The organism is Thalassospira xianhensis MCCC 1A02616 (assembly GCF_003326475.1).
GTDB lineage: Bacteria > Pseudomonadota > Alphaproteobacteria > Rhodospirillales > Thalassospiraceae > Thalassospira > Thalassospira xianhensis.
The window spans coordinates 203,082-224,735 of the sequence record NZ_JPWA01000002.1 but is presented as its reverse complement, the minus strand read 5'-3'; the positions used below and the strand labels follow the sequence as shown (position 1 = coordinate 224,735).

The window sequence follows — 21,654 nt, the reverse complement described above, 5'->3', positions numbered from 1 at the left end:
TAATCCTCGGGCAGAATGCCGCCATAATGGCTCCGCCATCCGCCGACCCGTATCCTGCGGAGTACCCCGCCGCCCTGTCTGTGTCTTTGCCGCTGCATCCTGATCACCTCCTTGATCCGGCCCCAAACGCAAAAACCCGCAAGGCACAAGGTCTTGCGGGTTTTGGTCCGGGTGCATTTCTCCCGTTGACTTTTCTCTTATGCCACAAACAAAAGAACAAATCAAGAACTTTTGCGAAAATTTGGTAGGCATTTTAGGGGAAATGTGTCCCACGGCGTTAAAAATCGTGGGGCACAATCACCAATTAACCGTTTAATATCAACAAGTTAATCATATGTATGGTAGGCCCGGAGGGACTTGAACCCCCAACCAGACCGTTATGAGCGGTCGGCTCTAACCAATTGAGCTACGGGCCCCCAAGGGGAATAGAAAAGACCGCGCCAATTGTCTGGCGCGGTCCCGAAAACTAGCGATTTTCGGGCCAAGGTCAAGCCCGAACGTCGCAAGATTTTTCAATAATCGAGGAACGAACGCAATTTGCGTGAGCGCGACGGATGCTTGAGCTTGCGCAGCGCCTTTGCCTCGATCTGACGGATACGTTCGCGGGTCACGGAGAACTGCTGACCAACCTCTTCGAGGGTATGGTCGGTGTTCATGCCGATACCAAAACGCATACGCAGAACACGTTCTTCACGCGGGGTCAGCGATGCCAGAACGCGCGTGGTGGTTTCACGCAGGTTGGCCTGGATCGCCGCATCAAGCGGCTGAACGGCATTCTTGTCTTCTATGAAATCGCCAAGATGGCTGTCTTCCTCGTCACCGATCGGGGTTTCGAGAGAGATCGGCTCCTTGGCGATTTTCAGGACCTTGCGAACCTTTTCAAGCGGCATCTGCAGTTTTTCTGCCAGCTCTTCCGGGGTCGGCTCGCGACCGATTTCATGCAACATCTGGCGCGAGGTACGGACCAGTTTGTTGATGGTTTCGATCATGTGAACCGGAATACGGATCGTACGGGCCTGATCGGCGATGGAACGCGTGATCGCCTGACGGATCCACCAGGTCGCATAGGTCGAGAATTTGTAACCGCGGCGGTATTCGAATTTGTCCACCGCCTTCATCAGGCCGATATTGCCCTCCTGAATAAGGTCGAGGAACTGAAGGCCACGGTTGGTATATTTTTTGGCGATCGAAATCACGAGACGCAGGTTGGCCTCGATCATTTCCTTTTTCGCACGTGCCGCTTCGCGTTCGCCTTTGTTGACGACGCCGTAGACACGACGGAATTCGCCAATCGGCAACCCGACTTCGGCGGAAACACCGCCAACCTGTTCGCGCAGCTGGGCGATTTCATCAGGATAGCGTTCAACAAAAGCTTTCCAGCCCTTGCCCGGCAGTTCGCCAACGCGCTCCATCCAGTTCGGGTCAAGTTCATGGCCCTGATACTGTTTGACGAAATCGGGGCGTTTGATCTTGCAACGGTCAGCAAAACGCAGAAGCTTGCCTTCAAGGCCGAGCAAACGGTTATTCAGACCGGTCAGGTGATCAAGCAGTTCCTCGATCCGGAAGTTGTTCAGGTGAACATCTTCCATCAGATCAACCATCTCGCCTTTCAGCTTAGCATACCGCTTTTCGGTCGCAGCCGGAACGGTTTCGCCCTTGTTCATTGCAACAAGGCGCTGTTCCTGTGCCTTGTGCAGTTTTTCGTAGGTTTTCGCGATCAGCTCGAACTTCTCGAGAACCTGCTCGGTCAGTTCCTCTTCCATTTTGGAAAGTGAAACGTTGACCTGCTCGTTCTCGTCATCGTCCTCGTCGTCGCCATCACCCTCGCCTTCCTCGGCTTCGGAAGCTTCATCCGACTCTTCGTCGTCATCATCTTCTTCCTCGTCGCTGGCGGGCGTACCGGTCGGCTCTGGCGTTTCGGTTTCGGCTTCTTCATCTTCGTCGGCATCGGTTTCGACGGCGGCTGCCTCGAAATCATCGCCTTCGGCGTCGGCTTCTTCACCTTCTTCGGCTGCGATTTCCGCATCCGGACCACCGCCATAGGTGGTTTCCAGATCGATCACATCGCGAAGCAGAAGATTGCCAGCCTGAAGCTGATCATGCCAGTTGACGATCGCGCGAATGGTCAGCGGGGATTCGCAAATCCCGCCAATCATCATGTCACGGCCAGCCTCGATACGCTTGGCAATGGCGATTTCACCCTCGCGCGACAGCAGCTCGACGCTGCCCATCTCACGCAGATACATCCGGACCGGGTCATCGGTACGGCCAACATCATCTTCGGAGATATTGCCGCTCGGATCCGAGTCTTTCTCGTCATCGTCGTCCGAGTCGTCACCATCCTCACCATCGATAACGTTGATGCCCATCTCGTTGAGATTGCTCATCACGTCTTCGATCTGCTCGGAGGAAAAATGCTCCGACGGCAAGGCAGCATTCAGTTCATCGACCGAGATGTGGCCCTTCTCCTTGCCCTTGGCAATGAGCTTCTTGATGGCCGCTTTATATGTATCGAGAAGAGGTCCGTCTGCGGTTTCAGAAGAGTTCTTTTTCTCTTCAGCGTTCGAAGTCTTAGACGACATCTATTCCCCGTTTCCCGCTGGGTACAGTTCGTACCGTTGTTGTCCCACGCACTGTTTTCATCAGCGCAAATCACAAATAGCCCGAACGCCGATCCCGCATACAAACCGCATGCATCGATCAGTCGTCGAGCTTAAACACTTTTTCCCGGCGCCGGGCCAGATCGTCGCGTCTATGCGAAAATCTTTCCCATTCTTCCTCGCTGATATCTGCTGCCAACTGTCGGACGGCGTATTTTGCCTCTTCGTCCTCCAGGGAGCTTACAGCCATGGAAAAAACCTGTTCCCAACCCGCACGAGCCCGTTCGAGCGGCGTTTCGGGCCTGGCGAAAGCGGCGTGCGCCAAAATGTCCGCACCAACCACCCGCAATACTGTCTCTGACAGCCCGTCGCGCTCCAAATGGGCCTTGATTGTTTCGGAATCAAGTCCGGGATCACCGTCAAGCAGCTTTAAGACGGCACGACGAAGATTGTCAAGGTCGGAGTCTGCACAAGTGTAGATTCCAAGCCGCTCGCCAACATCCTCATGCAGGTGGGGATGGTTTATCAGCGTTACCAGCAAAATACAGTCCTGCACGACACGACGTTTTTGCATGGGTGGACGCGACATCCCCGGAACAGCCTTTCCAGCCGGTTCCCAGAAATAGTCTTTTCTTCCGCCTTTGCCACCCCGGCTGAATTTTTTGTTCTGGTATCCTCCGCCCGACACGGGCCGTGATCCCCCGCCTTTTGCGCGATCCCCCTTAAATAATTGCCAGATACGATCCCGGAACATCGACTGGTATTGCGATCTGACCGCATCATCGCCGATTGCCGAAATGCGTTTCTGAATATCGGCCTCAAGGGCTGCACGACGCTCTGGTGTATCGGTTGCCCGCCCACCAACTTCCATGCGCCAGACAAGTTCCGCCAGCGGCACGGCGCTATCGAGTATCTTGCGGAAACTGGCAAATCCGTTTGCCCCTGCCATCAGGCTATCGGGGTCTTCACCCTCTGGCAGGATTGAGAACAGCAATGATTTGCCGGGTCGCAGGATGGGGAGGGCCCGCTCGGCGGCACGTACAGCCGCGCGCTTGCCCGCCGCATCTCCGTCAAGACAGAGGATCGGCTCGTTGGTCATTTTCCAAAGCTCGCCGATCTGTTCTTCGGTCACCGCGGTCCCCAGTGGCGCCACCGCCCCTCGAAATCCGGCACGATGAAGGGCGATCACGTCCATATAACCTTCGGTCACAATGATCGGCGCATCCTGCTGGCTGGCTTCGCGCGCCTGCGGCAAGCCATAAAGAAGCCGGCCCTTGTGAAACAAAGGTGTATCAGGGCTATTCAGATACTTTGGTTTGGTGTCGCCCATGACACGCCCGCCAAAGGCGACAACCCTGCCACGCCGATCAAGGATCGGAAACATCACGCGACCACGGAACCGGTCATAGGTTTGACGCCCCTGATCTTCGGGCTCGATCAGAAGCCCCGCTTCGATCATCAGAGGTTCGTCAAATTCCTCGCGTTTTAACGCTGCCTTCAGCGCACCGCGATTGTCCGGTGCAAAACCAAGCCGGAATTCGGAAATCGTTTTGTCGTCAAGACCGCGACGGCGAAAATATTCCAACCCTTCGCGACCTTCGGGCATGTGCAGAACACGTTCGTAAAATACGCAGGCCGCTTCCATCACTTCGTAAAGGGTCTTGGCCTTTTTTTCACGTTCCTGGGCTTCACGGGATGGTTTGGGCACATCCATGCCAACCTGATTGGCGAGAACCTCGACCGCCTCGACAAAGGTCAGCCCGCGGGTATTCATCACAAAACTGATCACGTCGCCATGCGCGCCACAGCCAAAGCAGTGATAGAAGCCCTTTTGTTCGTTAACCGTAAAAGACGGGGATTTTTCGGAATGGAACGGACACAGACCGGAATACTCCCGGCCGCGTTTGATCAGCTTCACCGACGTACCGACAATATCCGCCAGTCCGACGCGTGCCCGCAGGTCGTCAAGAAACGACTGGGGAAAGCTCATAATTGTCCCGATCCCGTGATCACGTTGATGCCGAGCCCCGTTTTACCCTTTTATGTATCCAAATCTGGAATCCGGGCTTTGGGACGACGAAAGCCGGACGATTTTACACGCCCGGCTTCCAGAAAAAATAGCTATTCTCGAAATCAGCCGAGAAGTTTTTTAGCAACACCACCGGCTTTGCCGAAATCCATGCAGCTGGCATATTTTTCGCGAAGGGCCGCCATCGTGCGGCCCATATCCTTCAAGCAGGTCGCACCAAGGTCGGTTACAACACCTTTGACAGCGGCCTCGATTTCCTCATCGGACATCTGCTTGGGCAGGAACCGTTCAATCACACCGATCTCGGCGGCTTCCTGTGCCGCAAGTTCGGGACGATTGCCCTTGGTGTACATTTCGATGCTTTCGCGACGCTGTTTAACCATCGCCTGCAGCAGGGTCAGGATTTCCTCGTCGGAAATGCCATCGGTATTCCCCTCGCCGCGTGCCGCAATATCGCGCTCCTTGAGTGCTGCCAGAATGAGGCGCACGGTGGTCACGGATACGGCATCCTTTTCGAGGACGGCCTTTTTCAAAGCGTCTGTAAGCTGCGATCGCAGCATGGCTTATCTCTGATTCTGTGGAAGAAAGGAGCGAACATACCCCAAAAGCGCCATCTAGGCAAAGAAAACCTTTCCACATAACCGATTGATTTTAAAGGAAAAATAAAAGTTTGGATGCATCCTTGACAGGGCCGCGCGACTCCCGTAGACATCCGCCAATTTGCCTGCCGGGATGAGGTTTTAACCCGCTTTCAGCATATTGCACCAACGTCTTTTGACGTTACGGTCGTTCATGCTGGGGATACCTTGTCATGTCCGCATGCCCGATATGCAGGGGAATTTGGCCGTTTTTCTCGGCCTGCTCGTAATTATTATATATAAAGACTCCGTGTCTCACCGTGGAAAGATCGAAAGGACATTCGCCAATGTCAGCGCCCACGCACACCCCGCCTCCTGGTGCTTCTGCCGTTCTGGTACTTGCCGATGGTTCTGTTTACTGGGGACGAGGCGTCGGCGCCCGAGGAGAGGTGGTTGGTGAAGTCTGCTTCAACACCTCGATCACGGGCTACCAGGAAATCATGACCGACCCGTCCTATGCCGGGCAGATGATCACTTTTACTTTCCCCCATATCGGCAATGTCGGCACCAATGACGAGGATATCGAAAACGCAACCCCCGTCGCCCTTGGCTGCATCCTGCGCCAGGACATTACCGAGCCGTCAAACTATCGCGCACAGGACCATTTCAATAACTGGCTGGCAAAGCATGGCCGGATCGGCATTGCCGGTATTGATACCCGCCGCCTGACCAAACGCATTCGTAACGAAGGTGCTCCGAACGGTGTGATCTGCCACAATCCGGATGGCAAGTTCGATATTGATGCTCTGATCGCCAAGGCAAATGAATGGCCGGGCCTGGAGGGTATGGACCTTGCCAAGGATAACAGCTGCACCGAAGGCTATGACTGGAACCAGACGTTGTGGACCCGCGAAGGCGGTTACGGCGAACTGGGCAATGCCAAACACCACGTCGTTGCCATCGATTACGGTGTGAAACGCAACATCCTTCGCAACCTTGCCGCGCTTGAATGCAAGGTATCGGTTGTTCCGGCAACGACGTCTGCCGAAGAAATTCTTGCGATGAACCCGGATGGGGTCTTCCTTTCGAATGGTCCCGGCGATCCGGCGGCGACCGGCGAATATGCGGTTCCGACCATCAAAAAACTGATCGACAGTGGCAAACCGGTTTTCGGTATCTGCCTTGGTCATCAGATGATGGCGCTCGCCCTTGGTGCGAAAACCAAAAAGATGGATGTCGGTCATCGCGGTGCGAACCATCCGGTGAAAGACACCACAACCGGTGTCGTGGAAATCACCAGCCAGAACCACGGTTTTGTCGTCGACAAGGACAGCCTGCCCGACAATGTCGAAGCAACGCACTTCTCGCTGTTTGACGGATCCCTTGCCGGGCTTCGCCTGAAAGACAAACCGGTCTTTGCGGTTCAGTACCACCCCGAAGCATCCCCGGGGCCGCACGATAGCCATTACCTGTTCAAACGTTTCGTTGGCCTGATCGAAGACGCGAAAGCCTGATAGCGCGACGACATCAGCCACAAGCGATTAACGGACTTAATTTCGGGCGGTGCAGCAATCGCGCCCGCCACGCCAAAAGCGGAAAAAGACATGCCGAAACGTACAGATATCAAATCCATCCTTATCATCGGTGCCGGCCCGATTGTCATTGGTCAGGCCTGCGAGTTCGACTATTCCGGTGCACAGGCCTGCAAGGCCCTGAAGGAAGAAGGCTATCGCGTCATTCTGGTCAACTCGAACCCGGCGACGATCATGACCGATCCGAACCTGGCCGACGCGACCTATATCGAGCCGATCACACCTGAAATGGTCGCCAAGATCATCGAAAAGGAACGCCCGGATGCCCTGCTGCCGACCATGGGTGGTCAGACAGCACTGAATACCGCACTGGCACTTTATGACGATGGCACGCTGGATAAATACGGCGTCGAGATGATCGGTGCGAAAAAGCACGTGATCGAAAAGGCCGAAGACCGTCAGCTTTTCCGCGAAGCCATGGACAAGATCGGCCTTGAAAGCGCGCGTTCCGCAATGGTGCGCACTTTTGAAGAAGCGGTTGTAGCCCTTGAAACAACCGGGCTTCCGGCGATCATCCGCCCAAGCTTCACCCTTGGCGGTGAAGGCGGTGGTATTGCCTATAACCGCGAAGAATTTGAACAGATCGTGCGTAATGGTCTTGCGATTTCGCCGACCCACACGGTTCTGGTCGAAGAATCCATTCTCGGCTGGAAAGAATACGAGATGGAAGTTGTTCGCGATCACGCGGATAACTGCATCATCATCTGTTCGATCGAAAACGTCGACCCGATGGGCATTCATACCGGGGATTCGATCACCGTTGCCCCCGCCCTGACCCTGACGGACAAGGAATACCAGATCATGCGCGACGCCTCCCTGGCGGTCCTGCGCGAGATCGGTGTGGATACCGGTGGCTCGAACGTTCAGTTCGCGGTCAATCCTGATGATGGTCGCCTGATCGTTATTGAAATGAACCCGCGCGTGTCGCGTTCGTCTGCGCTGGCATCCAAGGCGACCGGCTTCCCGATTGCCAAAATCGCGGCCAAGCTGGCGGTTGGTTACACGCTTGACGAACTTGATAACGACATTACCGGCGTGACCCCGGCCTCGTTCGAGCCGACCATCGATTATGTCGTCACCAAAATTCCGCGCTTCACATTTGAAAAATTCCCGGGTGCGCAAGCGCTTCTGGGGACTGCGATGAAGTCGGTCGGCGAAGCAATGTCGATTGGCGGTTCGTTTGCCGAAAGCCTTCAGAAAGGCCTGCGGTCAATGGAAACCGGCCTGACCGGTTTGAATGAAGTCAAAATCGAAGGCGCACCGGACAAGGCAGCGATCCGTGCGAAACTGACACAGCCGATGCCGTTCCGCATTCTTTACGCGGCTCAGGCATTCCGTCATGGCCTGACCCTCTCGGAAATCCAGCAAGCCACCAAGTTTGATCCGTGGTATCTGCGCCAGATCGAAATGCTGGTCGCCGAAGAAGAACAGGTCCGTGCAAACGGCATCCCGAAAGACAAGCAGGAATTGCTGCGTCTCAAGAAACTTGGTTTCTCGGATGCGCGTCTGGCGGAACTGGCCGGTATCGAAGAAGACGCCGTGCGCGAAACCCGCCAGGCTATGAACCTTCGCCCGGTTTACAAACGCATTGATACCTGTGCGGCCGAATTCCCGTCGCGCACGTCTTATATGTATTCGCTTTACGAAGGCGACGGTTTCTTTGAACCGGAAAACGAAGCCGAAGTAACCGATCGCAAGAAAGTCATCATTCTTGGCGGCGGACCGAACCGTATCGGTCAGGGTATCGAATTTGATTATTGCTGTGTGCATGCGGCTTACGCGCTTCGCGAAGTCGGCATCGAAGCCATCATGGTCAACTGCAACCCGGAAACGGTTTCAACCGACTATGACACTTCTGACCGCCTGTATTTCGAACCGCTAACGGCCGAAGACGTCATCGAACTTTGCCAGCTTGAACAAAGCAGGGGCGAACTTCTTGGCGTGATCGTCCAGTATGGCGGCCAGACCCCGCTTAAACTGTCCGCAGCCCTTGAAAAGGCCGGTATTCCGATCCTCGGCACCAGCCCGGACAGCATCGACCTTGCAGAAGACCGCGACCGGTTTCAGGAACTGATCCACAAGCTGGGCCTGAAACAGCCAGCCAACGGCATTGCACGTTCGGTTGACGAAGCCGTCAAGATCGCCGAAAGCATCGGTTATCCGATCGTGATCCGCCCAAGCTATGTGCTTGGCGGTCGTGCGATGGAAATCGTTCACACCACCGAAGACCTGCTGCGCTACATGACCGAAGCCGTTCAGGTTTCGGGCAAAAGCCCGGTTCTGATCGACAGCTTCCTGCAGGATGCAATCGAAATTGATGCCGATGCAGTATCGGATGGCGAAAATGTCTTTGTGGCCGGCATCATGCAGCATATCGAGGAAGCCGGGATCCATTCCGGCGATAGTGCATGCTCGCTGCCGCCCTACTCGCTCGGTCAGGACATGATTGATCGCCTCAAAGCCCAGACCGTCCAGCTGGCCAAGGCGCTTGACGTTGTCGGCCTGATGAACGTGCAGTTCGCGATCAAGGGTGATGTGATCTATCTGATCGAGGTAAACCCGCGCGCTTCACGTACCGTCCCGTTTGTTGCCAAGGCCACGGGCAATCCGATTGCCAAGATCGGTGCGCGCATCATGGCAGGTGAAAAGCTCTCGGACTTCAAGATCAACGAAGGCCCGTTCAAGCATATCGCGGTCAAGGAAGCGGTGCTTCCGTTCAACCGCTTCCCGGGTGTCGACACCCTGCTTGGCCCGGAAATGCGGTCAACCGGTGAAGTCATGGGCCTTGATACCGATTTCGGTCGCGCCTTTGCCAAGGCGCAGATGGCGGCGGGTCACGATCTGCCGCAATCTGGCAAGATCTTCATGTCAGTCAAAAACTATGACAAACCGGCTGCTGTTCAACTCGCACGCGACGCGATTGAACTTGGCTTTGTCATTGTTGCGACGCATGGCACTGCCGAAGCTCTTGAAAAAGAAGGGCTGGACGTCACCCCGGTCAATAAGGTACAGGAAGGACGTCCCCATATCGTGGACATGATGAAGAACGGCGATATCAACCTGGTATTCAATACCACCGAGAGCAAACAGGCTGTGGTCGACAGTTTCTCGATCCGGCGGACGGCACTCAGCAACGATATTCCGTACTACACCACGATTGCCGGTGCCCGCGCCACCCTGCGTGCCATCGACAACCTGAAACGCGGAGCACTTGCAGTGCGACCCGTTCAGGAATATCTTGGGGACGAGTACTGAGGTTCCTTTTCGAACCCGTTCAACGAGTTTAGACCGCCCGGCGGTATCTGCCGGGCGGTCGATTTTGTAGTATCGATCGCTAATAAGAATAGGCTGTGAGCGCGATGGAAAAAGTACCTATGACCCCGCAAGGGCATCAGCGCCTCGAAGAAGAGCTGAAGCACCGCAAATCCGTCGAACGCCTTGAAATCATCAAGGCGATCTCGGAAGCGCGCGAGCATGGCGATCTCTCGGAAAACGCCGAATACCATGCTGCGCGTGAACGACAGAGCTTCTGCGAAGGCCGAATTGCCGAACTGGAAGATGTTCTTAGCCGTTCCGAAGTCATCGATGTCAAATCGCTGGCCGGATCGGTCGTCAAATTTGGTGCGACCGTGCATCTTGTTGACGAAGATACCGACGAGGAAACCACCTATCAGGTTGTCGGGCCGATCGAGGCTGATATCAATTCCGGACGTATTTCGACCACATCTCCGATTGGCCGGGCACTGATCGGCAAGGCTGTTGGTGAATCCGTAGAAGTCACCGTACCTGGTGGCACCAAGAGCTACGAGATCCTTACGGTCAAATTCGCCTGATACTCGATACACTATCTTGCGAAAGTACGGCCCGATAAATATCGGGCCGTTTTTTTTGATCCAAATACTCTGCACAAGTATCTGCCATGACATCTGATATCATCATTTCAAAGGCCCGTCCGGAAGACAGCATCCATGTCGCCGACATGTCAAATGCCCTGCATGTCGAACTTGATTACGACAATCCGCCCCACACGACCGAAAGCATCCATGAAATGATGTTCGGGCCCAAGGCACTGATCAAAAGCCTGATCGCCTGGCACGGGAATCGCGCTGTCGGACAGACGATCTTTCAACCGTTCTACAATCCAGATTACTCGAAGATCGGGTTATGGATGACCGAGCTTTACGTTGCCCCCGACATGCGCTCGGAAAAAGTCGGCAATGGGCTAATGAAAGCCCTTGGCAAATTGGCAATCGACGAAGGTTACATTTCAATGTGGTGGTCGGTCCTGCATCGTAACGAGGCCGCCTGCCGATTTTACGAACGGCTGGGTGCGCGCAATTCCGGCGCCCTGCAGTACGAGATTGATGGTGATGAGCTAAAGGACCTTGCCCGATAGGGAAATAAATCATCAGGTAGGTGACAAAGCATTGAATTCAGAATACTTTTCGGCATAATTCTGAAATGATCGTTCCGTAAGTATTGGGAACATCAACAGGGTGCGACGCCCGGCCGGGGGGATAACGGGCGTCTCGAAGCGGGACCGGTTGAATTGACCGGTCCCGCTTCGATTATCGGATCAGCAAATGGTACACTAAAAAAAACAAAAACCGGCTACCAAAGGATGCCGGTTTTCAAAGTGTGGTGTGGCAACGCACGTCAGTCTTCAGCTTCAATATCGATGGGGACGCCGGGCTGGTTTTTGGCGGTGCGAATCGAAAGCGCCGATTTCACATGATTGACGTTTTCCGCAACTGTCAGCTCGGTCGTCAAAAACTTCTGATATTCGTCCCAGCTGTGCGAAACGATTTTCAGAAGGAAATCCATTTCACCGGCCACCATGTGACATTCGCGCACTTCCGGCCATGCCGCAGCACGGCCTTCAAAGGCGCGCAGATCATGCTCGGCCTGGCTTGCAAGGCCGACCAGCGCAAACACGGTTACGTTATATCCAAGCGCCTGCGCATCAACATCGGCATGATAGCCCTGAATGAAACCGGCTTCTTCAAGCGCACGGACACGACGCAGACAGGGTGGCGCAGAAATACCTGCACGGCGTGCAAGTTCCACATTGGTCATGCGGCCATCTTCCTGGAGATCGCGCAGAATTCTGCGGTCGATCTTGTCGAGTTTGACCCGTTGCATTTATCCCTCGATTCTGTGCGCTGAACTTACCCCGGACGAAACAATATTACAGGGGGCCAGTACGCTGGCAATAATATATTCGGCGGCAGAATGCAATCTGCCCTTTTGTAATGCGCACAAATGCACTGCACAATTTTGTATCAAAACGTTGCAAACCGCTATTTTCCGCCAATCGGAATGTCAGGCTGAAAAGTATCATCGGACACTGTTCCGAAAACCTTGCAAAACATCGTGCGAGGCGGTTGCGCAATGCCATATCACCCCATATGTTCGAAACCTGTTTTTCACCGACCACAATATGCAAAGCACATGGCCCAAGAACATAACACCAAAGTCCTCATCATCGGATCCGGCCCGGCCGGTTACACAGCAGCGATTTATGCTGCACGCGCCAATCTGGAACCCATGATGGTTATGGGCCTGCAGCCAGGCGGTCAGTTGACGATCACGACGGATGTCGAAAACTATCCCGGCTTTGCCAACGTCATCCAAGGCCCGTGGCTGATGGATCAGATGAAGGCACAGGCCGAGCATGTCGGAACCAGAATGGTTCATGACCTGATCACCGAAGTCGACTTTTCCAAACGCCCGTTCGTCTGCAAAGGCGATTCGGGTGATATCTATGTCGCAGAAAGCGTAATCATTTCAACCGGTGCGCAGGCCCGCTGGCTTGGCCTTCCGGGCGAAGAAAAATTCAACGGTCGCGGTGTTTCGGCTTGCGCCACCTGCGACGGTTTCTTCTATCGCAACAAACCGGTTGTGGTGGTTGGGGGCGGCAATACCGCGGTTGAAGAAGCACTTTATCTTGCCGGAATCTGCTCGAAGGTGACGCTCGTGCATCGTCGCGATGAATTGCGTGCCGAAAAGATGCTGCAGGATCGCCTTTTAAAGCATGAAAAGATCGACGTCGTCTGGGACAGCGTCATTGACGATATCCTGGGTGGTGACGGCCCGATGGATGGTGTTGAAGCCGTTCGCGTGCGCAATGTCAAAACCGGCGATCTGACAGACATTACTGTGGATGGTTTTTTTGTTGCGATCGGCCATGATCCGGCAACCGCCGTGTTCAAAGGACAGATCGACATGGATGACGAAAATTATATCCTTGTCAAACCGGGCAGCACCACAACCAACGTCAAGGGTGTCTTTGCCGCAGGCGACGTGACCGACAAGATTTACCGTCAGGCGGTAACCGCAGCGGGCATGGGCTGCATGGCGGCACTCGAAGCCGAAAAGTTCATTGCCGAGCACAACGAATAAGCACCGCAATCATCACAAGATATAACGAAGGGGCACCACTGGTGCCCCTTTTTTGTACCTACGGCCCGGAATTATGACCGCATTCGGAAACGGCGAACGTGTCAATTTTCGGCAATCCCCTGAGTTCATTTATGAATCCGGCGTGAACGAAATCACCACTTTCGTAATTGGTTGCTTGCAGATCGCGCCAAAGGCCTCATATTGATCTAATGATATCAGTTTGGAAGCAATTCCACATGCGGCTTAATAGTGTGGAAACCAAATGCTTCTAAGAAGAAGATAAAGAAGTATCAGGGGACTGTTGCGGCAATAGCGCGACAGTGACATTAGGAGCAGGTCTATGGACTGGGACAAGCTGCGTGTTTTTCACGCTGTTGCGGAAGCGGGAAGCTTCACACACGCGGGGGAAAATCTCAATCTGAGCCAGTCGGCTGTCAGCCGACAGATCAGCGCACTTGAAGAAAGCGTCAAGGTGCCGCTATTCCACCGCCATGCCCGCGGCCTGATCTTGACCGAACAGGGCGAGCTTTTGTATCGCACGGCCCATGATGTGTTCGCCAAGCTTTCCATGGCCGAAGCTCGGATTCGCGAATCCAAGGAGCGCCCCAGCGGTCCGTTAAAAGTCACCACAACGGTTGCCTTCGGGTCAACCTGGCTGACACCGCGTATCAACGAATTCCTTGAACGCTATCCGGAAATCGAATTGTCGTTGGTGCTCAATGACGAGGAACTCGATCTTGCCATGCGCGAAGCCGATGTTGCCATTCGCATGCAGCCCCCACGTCAGGCCGATCTCGTCCAGCGCCAATTGATGACGTTGCGCTATCACGTGTTTGCGTCCCCTGAGTATATCAAGCAGTTCGGCATTCCGAAAAAGCCCGAAGACCTGAAAGATCATCGCCTGATCATTTACGGTGCAGATGCGCGCCCACCGGTCTCGAACGTCAACTGGATGATGGCCGTTGCCCAGCAGTTCAAACCGGACATGCGGCCGATCCTGAAACTGAACAATATCTATGGCATCTTCCGTGCGACCGAGTCAGGGCTAGGTATTTCGGCCCTGCCCGATTACCTGCTGCCGACCGACAGCAATCTGGTCCGCATTCTGCCCGAACTCGAAGGGCCAAGCTTCGATGCCTATTTCGTTTATCCGGAGGAACTGCGTCATTCCAAACGCATTGCCGTCTTCCGCGATTTCCTGATCGAGGAAATCAGTAAGGTCAAAGCCAAGATGAATGCCGCCGCCGCAACCGATTAACGCAAACGGCCTGCGATGATAGAATCCGAAAGCCCCGCACCGAAATCGGCTGCGGGGCTTTTTTTCGTGTGCAAACATACAAAGACACAACCCCCGGTTTACTCAAAGAACTTCACCAGCAGACTTCCAACACAAAACCTTGACGCGAATTTCCTTCGGCGATGATCTTTTGAACCAGCTCATCAGCGCGCAAAATCAGCTTTCCCGGGAAAATGCAGTCATAATAGCTTCAAATTACTGACATTTTTTCGCCATGCGCTGAGCGCATGGTTGGATTGTTTTTATTCTATTTTTAAGCGTAAGATCATATGCGTATATTCACATCAGAAGTTGTTAGCGACCGCGAAAGCGACGAGCGCTTTCATCTTTCCCTGATCTCCGCATGATCCGTCTGCCGAAACGTTATTCGGCTTGGAATCTTCCCTGGATTCCACGTCTCCCAGACGTTAAAGCCTCCCTGTTGATCTTGCCGGTAGCTCCCCCTAGCTACCGGCTTTTTTTTCGCATTCGCACAATTAAGTAGCACCGGATCAGCCTACAGACAGGAAACATACGCATTAGAATCTATAAATATTTTATATTTTACAATAATTTAGCATCATAATTTTCGCAGCCCAAGATTTATGCAATTTACGCATGGCTGAATGAGCAATTTGACAGTGGTGTTTCCCGTCAAAAACGCTATCTTCCTATTCGAACCGCAGCGGTGAACAACTGCATCGCGGTACAGAGTTTTCTCCCTGACCGAATTTTCGGTCTTTGTCGGGCGCCCTGCCCGGCATACCCAGGGCCCTGAGAAGGGTCCTACGTCTCCCAGACGTGAAGCCTCCCTGATAAACTTGCCGGGCACATTTGTTGCCCGGCTTTTTTTTGCCTTGATGAAATCCCCCCCGCTCTAACACGCGCAACTGTGATCGGCCCCAGCTTGGCAGTCACAGAAAAACCGCGCAGTATGGGGTCTGCGTGCAATGGCGTGTGACGATCAGGGTTGAAATCATGAAAAACAATATTGGCCAATTCCTGTTCGGCAAACCGGCACAGGATCGTCTGCCAGACCGTGTGCGCGATGCAATTGCGCTTCAGCAACAAGACAGCGAAAAACTGATCGGCTGGGTACAGCTGTTGCTGGTGACAATTTTTGCCGCCCTTTATACCGTCTCGCCCAAGACATTCATGAATACCGGAATTCATCCGGTGCCGTGGGCTTTGGGGCTGTATTTCCTGTTTACCTTTACCCGGCTGGCGCTGTCCTACCGCGGCAGCCTGTCGAACTGGTTCCTGACGCTGTCGGTCATTGCCGATATTGGTTTGCTGATGGTCCTGATCTGGAGCTTCCATATCCAGTATATGCAACCGGCAAGCTTCTATCTCAAAGCGCCGACCATGATCTATGTGTTCATCTTCATCTCGTTGCGCACCCTGCGGTTTGATCCGCGTTATATTTTGCTGGCCGGGGCAACGGCGGCGATTGGCTGGCTGATACTGGTGTTTTATGTGATCTGGAGCGAACGGGGCGAAAGCATGGTCACACGGGATTATGTGACCTATCTGACATCCAATTCGATCCTGATCGGGGCCGAGATCGACAAGATCATTGCCATTGTTCTGGTATCAGTCGTGCTGGCGATTGCGGTTTCACGAGCACAGCGTTCCTTTACCCGTGCCGTTACCGATGAAATCGCGGCAAGCGAGCTGTCGCGCTTTATCTCGCCCGAGGTCGCGGCCCGCATTACCCATGCAAGCCAGCAAATCAAACCCGGCGACGGCGAAGCCGCAAGAGCCACCGTCATGTTCACCGATATAGAAGGGTTTTCTGGCGTTTCCGAAAAGCTGAGCCCGCAGGAACTTGCCGCAATGCTCAATGAATATTTCGCGGCAACCAGCAACGTGATCAACAAACACGGCGGCGTCATCACCCAGTTTCAGGGGGATGCCATGCTGATTACCTTCAACGCCGTCAAACCTGATCCCGATCACGCGCTAAACGCCGTCCGCACGGCAATTGATATCACACGGCTCTGTGCCGACACCACATTCTGTCATGGTGGAAAGCTTAGAACCCGATGCGGCATCAATACCGGGGATATCGTGATTGGTGCGATTGGCTCGGAAAACCGACTGACCTTTACCGTCCATGGCGACAACGTCAATATCGCCGCCCGGCTTGAACAGCTTAACAAACAATATGGAAGCTACATCCTTGCAACCGAGGATACGGTGAAGTCCTGCGAAGAAGAGTTCGCATGGCAGGCTCGCGGCGAGGTCACCGTGCGCGGGCGTGAAACGCCAACGCCGATCTTCAGCCTCTAGGTAGATGCGCTTATCGCCTTTGTCGTTTCCACAAAGAAAAAGCGCGCGGCGGGCGATTTGCCCGCCCCACGCTTTTTGGGGACAGATGGTCTTGGGGAGACCGGTCAGATACGGTGCCTTGACCTTGGGGTGCAGATCACTGCGGGGGACAGTGATTTTAAAGGTCCCGGTGAGTAGCGAGGGAGGGGCGCTTCACCGGCGTTTCCGCATCTGACAATTGTGAATATGCCCTTGAATTGGGGCGTAAAAACCGGCCGGTAATGACCATTCAGGGGCAAATTGGGGCAAAATAAAGTTGGGAGCAACGACCGCGAATAACCGTTTCCCGTTTTGGGAAAAAAGAAGGGGCGGGATTTACCCGCCCCATTTTCGGGGTCTTCATGGTCTTGGGGAGACCGATCAGCCGGGGCCTAGGATTGTTCTTTCTTCGGGGGAAGATGAAAGAACGGGCCAGAAGACGTTTGAGGGGGGACAGAAGGTTCTGGCCGTTGCCTCGACTGACAATACCTAAGCTGCCTTGTGAATAGGGCAGGAAAACAGGCCGCATAGGGCCATTTGAGGGCGAATTATGGTCAAAAAGGGGCACAGGAACCCGTAAACCCTTGATAGCGATGTAGCCAATAATGATCTATCCTGAAGATTGTCCGGCTCCGCATTGGCAGAAACACGCCAATCCGGAATGACGCATGCAACTGCATTCCCTTCCGGCACCCGTACCCTGTTGCCTTCTGTGCCAACGCAGACCGGACACCCGCACCACACAGACCCGGAAAAACCGGGCTCGCGTAACGTCCTGACCGGCTGCATCATTTGCAGAAAGCACATGGAATTGGCAAACCGCTTATTTAGGCGGGATAATACAGATCTCCATGCGCGGACCGGTCCCATGCGTCCCATGATGCGTCAAGGAGATGTCCATGCCCCCGTCCAAAGCTCCAAAAGACAAAACAGATGCTACAAATCCCCTCACTAGCCCCCGTCACGTTCCACGATGTGCCGCGTTAATCGGCCCCTATTCCAGTGGCAAGACCAGCCTGTTTGAAAGCCTTCTTGCCGCAACCGGCCGCGTCCATCGCAAGGGGTCCGTTCGTGACGGTACAACAATCGGCGATGCAACAGCCGACGCACGCGAACGGCAAATGAGCACCGAAATGACGGTTGCCCAAACCCAATATCTGGAAGAGGAATGGCACTTTATCGATTGCCCAGGCTCGGTTGATTTTTCACAGGATGCCCGTGAAGCAGCAATGATATGCGATGTTGCAATCGTGGTTGTCGAACCCGATCCGACACGCGCCATGATCGCCGCACCGATCCTGAAATTTCTGGATCGCAATCGTATTCCGCATCTGATTTTCATCAACAAAACCGATCATGGCGGCATTCGCTTGCGCGATAGCCTCGATGCGCTGCAATCAATTTCGGAGCGCCCGCTTGTGCTCCGTGAGATTCCAATACGCGACGGCAAGGGGCCTGACGATACCATTACCGGTTTCGTCGATGTCGTTTCCGAACGAGCCTATCAATATCTGGAAGGACAACCTTCAAAACTGATCGCTCTACCTGCCAACGCCAAAGAACGCGAAGCCGAGGTCCGCGATGGATTGCTTGAAGCACTTGCCGATTTTGACGACAACCTGCTTGAACAAATCCTTGAAGATCAGAAACCGGCAAGGGAAACCATCTATGACAATCTTGAGCGTGATCTGGCCAAGGATTTGATCGTTCCGGTGTTCTTTGGGTCAGCTGAGCATGACCACGGGATCATTCGATTGTTAAAGGCATTGCGCCACGAAGCGCCAAATGCCGATGTATGCGCACATCGCCTTGGCGTTGAACCGCGAGGCGATGTTGCTACTGTCCAGATTTTCAAAACCGTTCATCTGCCCCATGCGGGGCGGTTTTGTTATGGGCGGGTTCTTTCGGGGCAGATAAAGAACGGCGACACACTTGGTCGCGACAAGATCGCGGGCATATGTCAGGTATTTGGCGACAAGCACGAAAAGCTCGATATCGGTACATTTGGCAGCATCGTCGGCCTGCCGCGCATTGATCATTTGCGCACCGGTTCGCTATGCACATCCGATGGCGAGACGGATAGTCTTTGGCCAGATCCCTTGCCCCCGCTTTATGAGACCGGACTGGAAGTCACCAAGCCCGGCGATGACGTCAAACTGACCGAAGCATTGCGCCATCTTTGCGAACAGGACAGATCTCTGTCGTTCGTTCATAGCGACGATACCGGGCAACTTGTATTGCGGGGCCATGGTGATATTCACCTTCAGGTCGCACTTGCCCAACTTCGCAGTCGCTATCACCTTGAAATCGAAACCAGACCGGTTGAAACCGCCTATCAGGAAACCGTGCGAAAACCGGCACAGGCACGGGGTCGCTATAAAAAGCAGACCGGCGGACATGGGCAGTTTGGCGATGCCCAGATCGAACTGAAACCCCTTGGACGCGGCGAAGGTTTTTCCTTCAATGAACGGATCGTCGGCGGTGCCATTCCCCGGCAATATATCCCCGCTGTCGAAAAGGGGGTGCGCGATGCCATGCGTTCAGGACCGCTTGGTTTTCCGGTGGTTGATATCGCGGTCGAACTGGTTGACGGGTCCTATCACGCGGTTGACAGTTCCGATCAGGCATTTCAGATGGCCGGACGCATCGCCATCGCTGATGCGCTTAAGGAAGCGCAGTCGGTTCTGCTTGAACCAATCGAAAGATACGCGATTTCGATCCCGTCGGAATTCACATCCAAGGCCCAGCGGCTGGTAAGCACCCGGCGCGGTCAGATCCTTGGTTTCAGTGCCAAGGATGGCTGGCAGGGATGGGACGAAATTGATGTCCAAATGCCCGCATCCGAAACCGGCGATATGGTGATGGAGCTACGATCACTGACACAGGGAACGGGCTTTTTCACGCGGAGTTTCTCGCACATGCAGGAACTTGTAGGCAAGCAGGCCGACATGGTCGTAAGTACGCGACAAAAACCACATAGAAAGTAATAGAATTGATCTATCGCTAATCATTAAACTATTGATTGGCGTAAAGTTTTCCAATCGTTGATACTCTTTGCAGACAAAGAGAAAACCTTCGGGCATGCGCCCCTTTAACCGGAGTGAAAACATGCAGATCGATATTGGAATCAATGAAACCAACCGCACTGCAATCGCCGACGGCCTTGGCCGCGTTCTGGCAGATTCTTATGCACTGTACCTTAAGACCCATAATTTCCACTGGAACGTGACCGGCCCCATGTTCCAGACCCTGCACACCATGTTCGAACAGCAATATACCGAGCTTGCCATGGCGATTGACGAAGTTGCCGAACGTATTCGTTCGCTGGGCGCATTTGCCCCGGGCAGTTTTTCGGCCTATTCCAAACTGTCGTCAATCCCGGAAGAAACCGGTGTGCCCGCAGCCAAGGACATGATTGCACAATTGGTCGAAGGCCATGAAACCGTGATCAAAACTGCGCGCTCACTTTATCCGATCTGTGACTCGTCAGACGATGACGCCACCGCGGACCTTCTGACCGCACGCATTCAGGTCCATGAAAAAACCGCGTGGATGTTGCGCTCCCTGCTGGAAAGCTGATTGACCCGGTTTTCAAAGAAAAACGGCCCGGAAATTCCGGGCCGTTTTTTAATGCGACATCGCGAATCTGATTATTGCCGTACTGGCGAGAGCAACCCGTCCATCGGTTCGCAGATCAATTATGGTTGCTGTATTTATTGATTGCAGCACGGGCTGCTTCGACCATTGCAGCACCATCGATGCCTTTTTCATTCATTTCTGCAATCCAGCGATCAATAACCTGATCTGATTTTTCGGCAAACTTGTCGGTTTCCTCCTGTGACAGGCGGACAACCTCGCCAGACTTGGAAAAGATGTCTTCGCCACGCGGCTCAATCGCATCCCAGGCATCGCCAATTTCCTTGGCAATATTCGCACCGGAATTATCGTCAATGACCTTTTTCAGATCATCGGGCAACGCTTCATAACGATCCTTGTTCATCGCAAACATGAAAACAAGAGTGCCAAAGCGCACACCATCGGCACCTTCGATGGAATATTTCGTCATATCCTGAATCTTGAAGGGGATCGCGACTTCAAAGGGGATCAAGGCACCATCAACTACCCCAAGCGACAGCGCCTGTGGCAAATCAGGGACCGGCATACTGACTGGCTGCGCGCCCCAGCTTTCAAGCATCCAGACGCCGGTGCGAGACGGCGCACGCAGTTTCATGCCACTTACATCCGAAAAACTCTGGATGTTTTTATTCGTGGTAAAGATCGCCTGCCCGGTATGCACATGGATCAGAAGCGGTTTGATATCTTTGAAATCCTGCGACAGGTGTTTTTCATAGATATCCTGGATCGCCAAATTCGTAACGGCGGCGCTGCCGGTATGAACGAATGGCAGCTCGAACACTTCGCTACGTGGATAGACGCCCGGCGTATAGCCAAGTGCACTCCAGCCCAGATCAACGGCACCATCGCGGATATGGCTATAAAGTTCGGTCGGCTTCCCGCCCAATGACATGGCGGGATAAATCTCTATCTTGATCCGGCCATCGGATTGCTCCTCGATCCGCTTGGCCCAAGGTTCAAGGAACTGGGTTTGTGCCGTCGATTTTGGCCCCAATACATGTTCCAGCACAAAGGTGAATTCGGGGTCGGTTTGGGCAGATTGCGCAGGCGATAAACAGCCAGCAGCAATCGCTGCCGATACAAGCAGGCGTTTAAACATGGTCAACCTCAGACTTTTCCCTGAAAGTCGCACAATATCCCGCCCGCTTTGCACGGTTTTGGTGCGGTTCACCGATATTGTGCGGTTCTCTCTCTTGTTTTGTTTCTACCGGACTGGTTTACCCGGCATTTT

14 protein-coding genes and 1 tRNA gene are annotated in these 21,654 nt (G+C 54.0%); 9 read left to right on the top strand and 6 right to left on the bottom strand.

Going from position 1 to position 21,654, the window contains the following annotated elements; genetic code table 11:
* Nucleotides 1-339: 339 nt before the first annotated feature.
* From TH5_RS03470 to TH5_RS03455, 4 genes are all read right to left on the bottom strand, one after another.
* Nucleotides 340-416: transfer RNA gene (locus TH5_RS03470), tRNA-Ile, on the bottom strand.
* A 96-nt stretch (nt 417-512) separates the two neighbouring features.
* Nucleotides 513-2,582 (bottom strand): RNA polymerase sigma factor RpoD, encoded by a 2,070-nt coding sequence (rpoD, locus tag TH5_RS03465; RefSeq protein WP_114120672.1) that lies wholly within the window; start codon nt 2,580-2,582, stop codon nt 513-515.
* A 118-nt stretch (nt 2,583-2,700) separates the two neighbouring features.
* Entirely contained in the window at nt 2,701-4,590 is a 1,890-nt protein-coding gene (gene dnaG / locus TH5_RS03460) for a DNA primase (protein ID WP_114120671.1), read from the bottom strand.
* Nucleotides 4,591-4,733: 143 nt separating this feature from the next.
* Entirely contained in the window at nt 4,734-5,189 is a 456-nt protein-coding gene (locus TH5_RS03455) for a GatB/YqeY domain-containing protein (protein ID WP_062947972.1), read from the bottom strand.
* Nucleotides 5,190-5,554: 365 nt separating this feature from the next.
* Between TH5_RS03455 and carA the strand changes: the two genes are divergently transcribed.
* From carA to TH5_RS03435, 4 genes are all read left to right on the top strand, one after another.
* On the top strand, nt 5,555-6,721 hold the full coding sequence (gene carA, locus TH5_RS03450; protein ID WP_114120670.1) for a glutamine-hydrolyzing carbamoyl-phosphate synthase small subunit: 1,167 nt from the start codon (nt 5,555-5,557) through the stop codon (nt 6,719-6,721).
* Nucleotides 6,722-6,811: 90 nt separating this feature from the next.
* Complete coding sequence (carB, locus tag TH5_RS03445; protein WP_114120669.1) at nt 6,812-10,054, top strand: carbamoyl-phosphate synthase large subunit; 3,243 nt, start codon at nt 6,812-6,814, stop codon at nt 10,052-10,054.
* Between the two features lie 104 nt (nt 10,055-10,158).
* A complete protein-coding gene (greA, locus tag TH5_RS03440) occupies nt 10,159-10,632 on the top strand; it encodes a transcription elongation factor GreA (protein ID WP_062947978.1) in 474 nt (157 codons plus the stop codon).
* A gap of 86 nt (nt 10,633-10,718) precedes the next feature.
* A complete protein-coding gene (locus tag TH5_RS03435) occupies nt 10,719-11,195 on the top strand; it encodes a GNAT family N-acetyltransferase (protein ID WP_114120668.1) in 477 nt (158 codons plus the stop codon).
* A 260-nt stretch (nt 11,196-11,455) separates the two neighbouring features.
* Here TH5_RS03435 and TH5_RS03430 read toward each other — a convergent pair whose 3' ends face one another.
* Entirely contained in the window at nt 11,456-11,941 is a 486-nt protein-coding gene (locus TH5_RS03430) for an Lrp/AsnC family transcriptional regulator (protein ID WP_007089852.1), read from the bottom strand.
* Nucleotides 11,942-12,250: 309 nt separating this feature from the next.
* Between TH5_RS03430 and trxB the strand changes: the two genes are divergently transcribed.
* From trxB to TH5_RS03400, 5 genes are all read left to right on the top strand, one after another.
* Nucleotides 12,251-13,201, top strand: a complete 951-nt coding sequence (trxB, locus tag TH5_RS03420; RefSeq protein ID WP_114120666.1) for a thioredoxin-disulfide reductase — start codon at nt 12,251-12,253, stop codon at nt 13,199-13,201.
* Between the two features lie 340 nt (nt 13,202-13,541).
* Complete coding sequence (locus TH5_RS03415) at nt 13,542-14,459, top strand: LysR family transcriptional regulator (RefSeq protein ID WP_062947986.1); 918 nt, start codon at nt 13,542-13,544, stop codon at nt 14,457-14,459.
* Nucleotides 14,460-15,455: 996 nt separating this feature from the next.
* Nucleotides 15,456-16,769, top strand: coding sequence for an adenylate/guanylate cyclase domain-containing protein (locus TH5_RS03410; protein ID WP_114120665.1), 1,314 nt, complete (start codon nt 15,456-15,458; stop codon nt 16,767-16,769).
* Nucleotides 16,770-17,686: 917 nt separating this feature from the next.
* Nucleotides 17,687-19,774: an elongation factor G gene (locus TH5_RS03405; RefSeq protein WP_114120664.1), complete on the top strand. Its 2,088-nt coding sequence runs from the start codon at nt 17,687-17,689 to the stop codon at nt 19,772-19,774.
* Between the two features lie 121 nt (nt 19,775-19,895).
* The gene (locus tag TH5_RS03400; protein ID WP_114120663.1) at nt 19,896-20,366 is read left to right on the top strand and encodes a Dps family protein; all 471 of its coding nucleotides are present in this window, start codon (nt 19,896-19,898) and stop codon (nt 20,364-20,366) included.
* A gap of 115 nt (nt 20,367-20,481) precedes the next feature.
* On the opposite strand, the gene TH5_RS03395 is transcribed toward TH5_RS03400, so the two are convergent.
* Nucleotides 20,482-21,522, bottom strand: coding sequence for a TRAP transporter substrate-binding protein (locus TH5_RS03395; RefSeq protein WP_114120662.1), 1,041 nt, complete (start codon nt 21,520-21,522; stop codon nt 20,482-20,484).
* Nucleotides 21,523-21,654 lie beyond the last annotated feature (132 nt).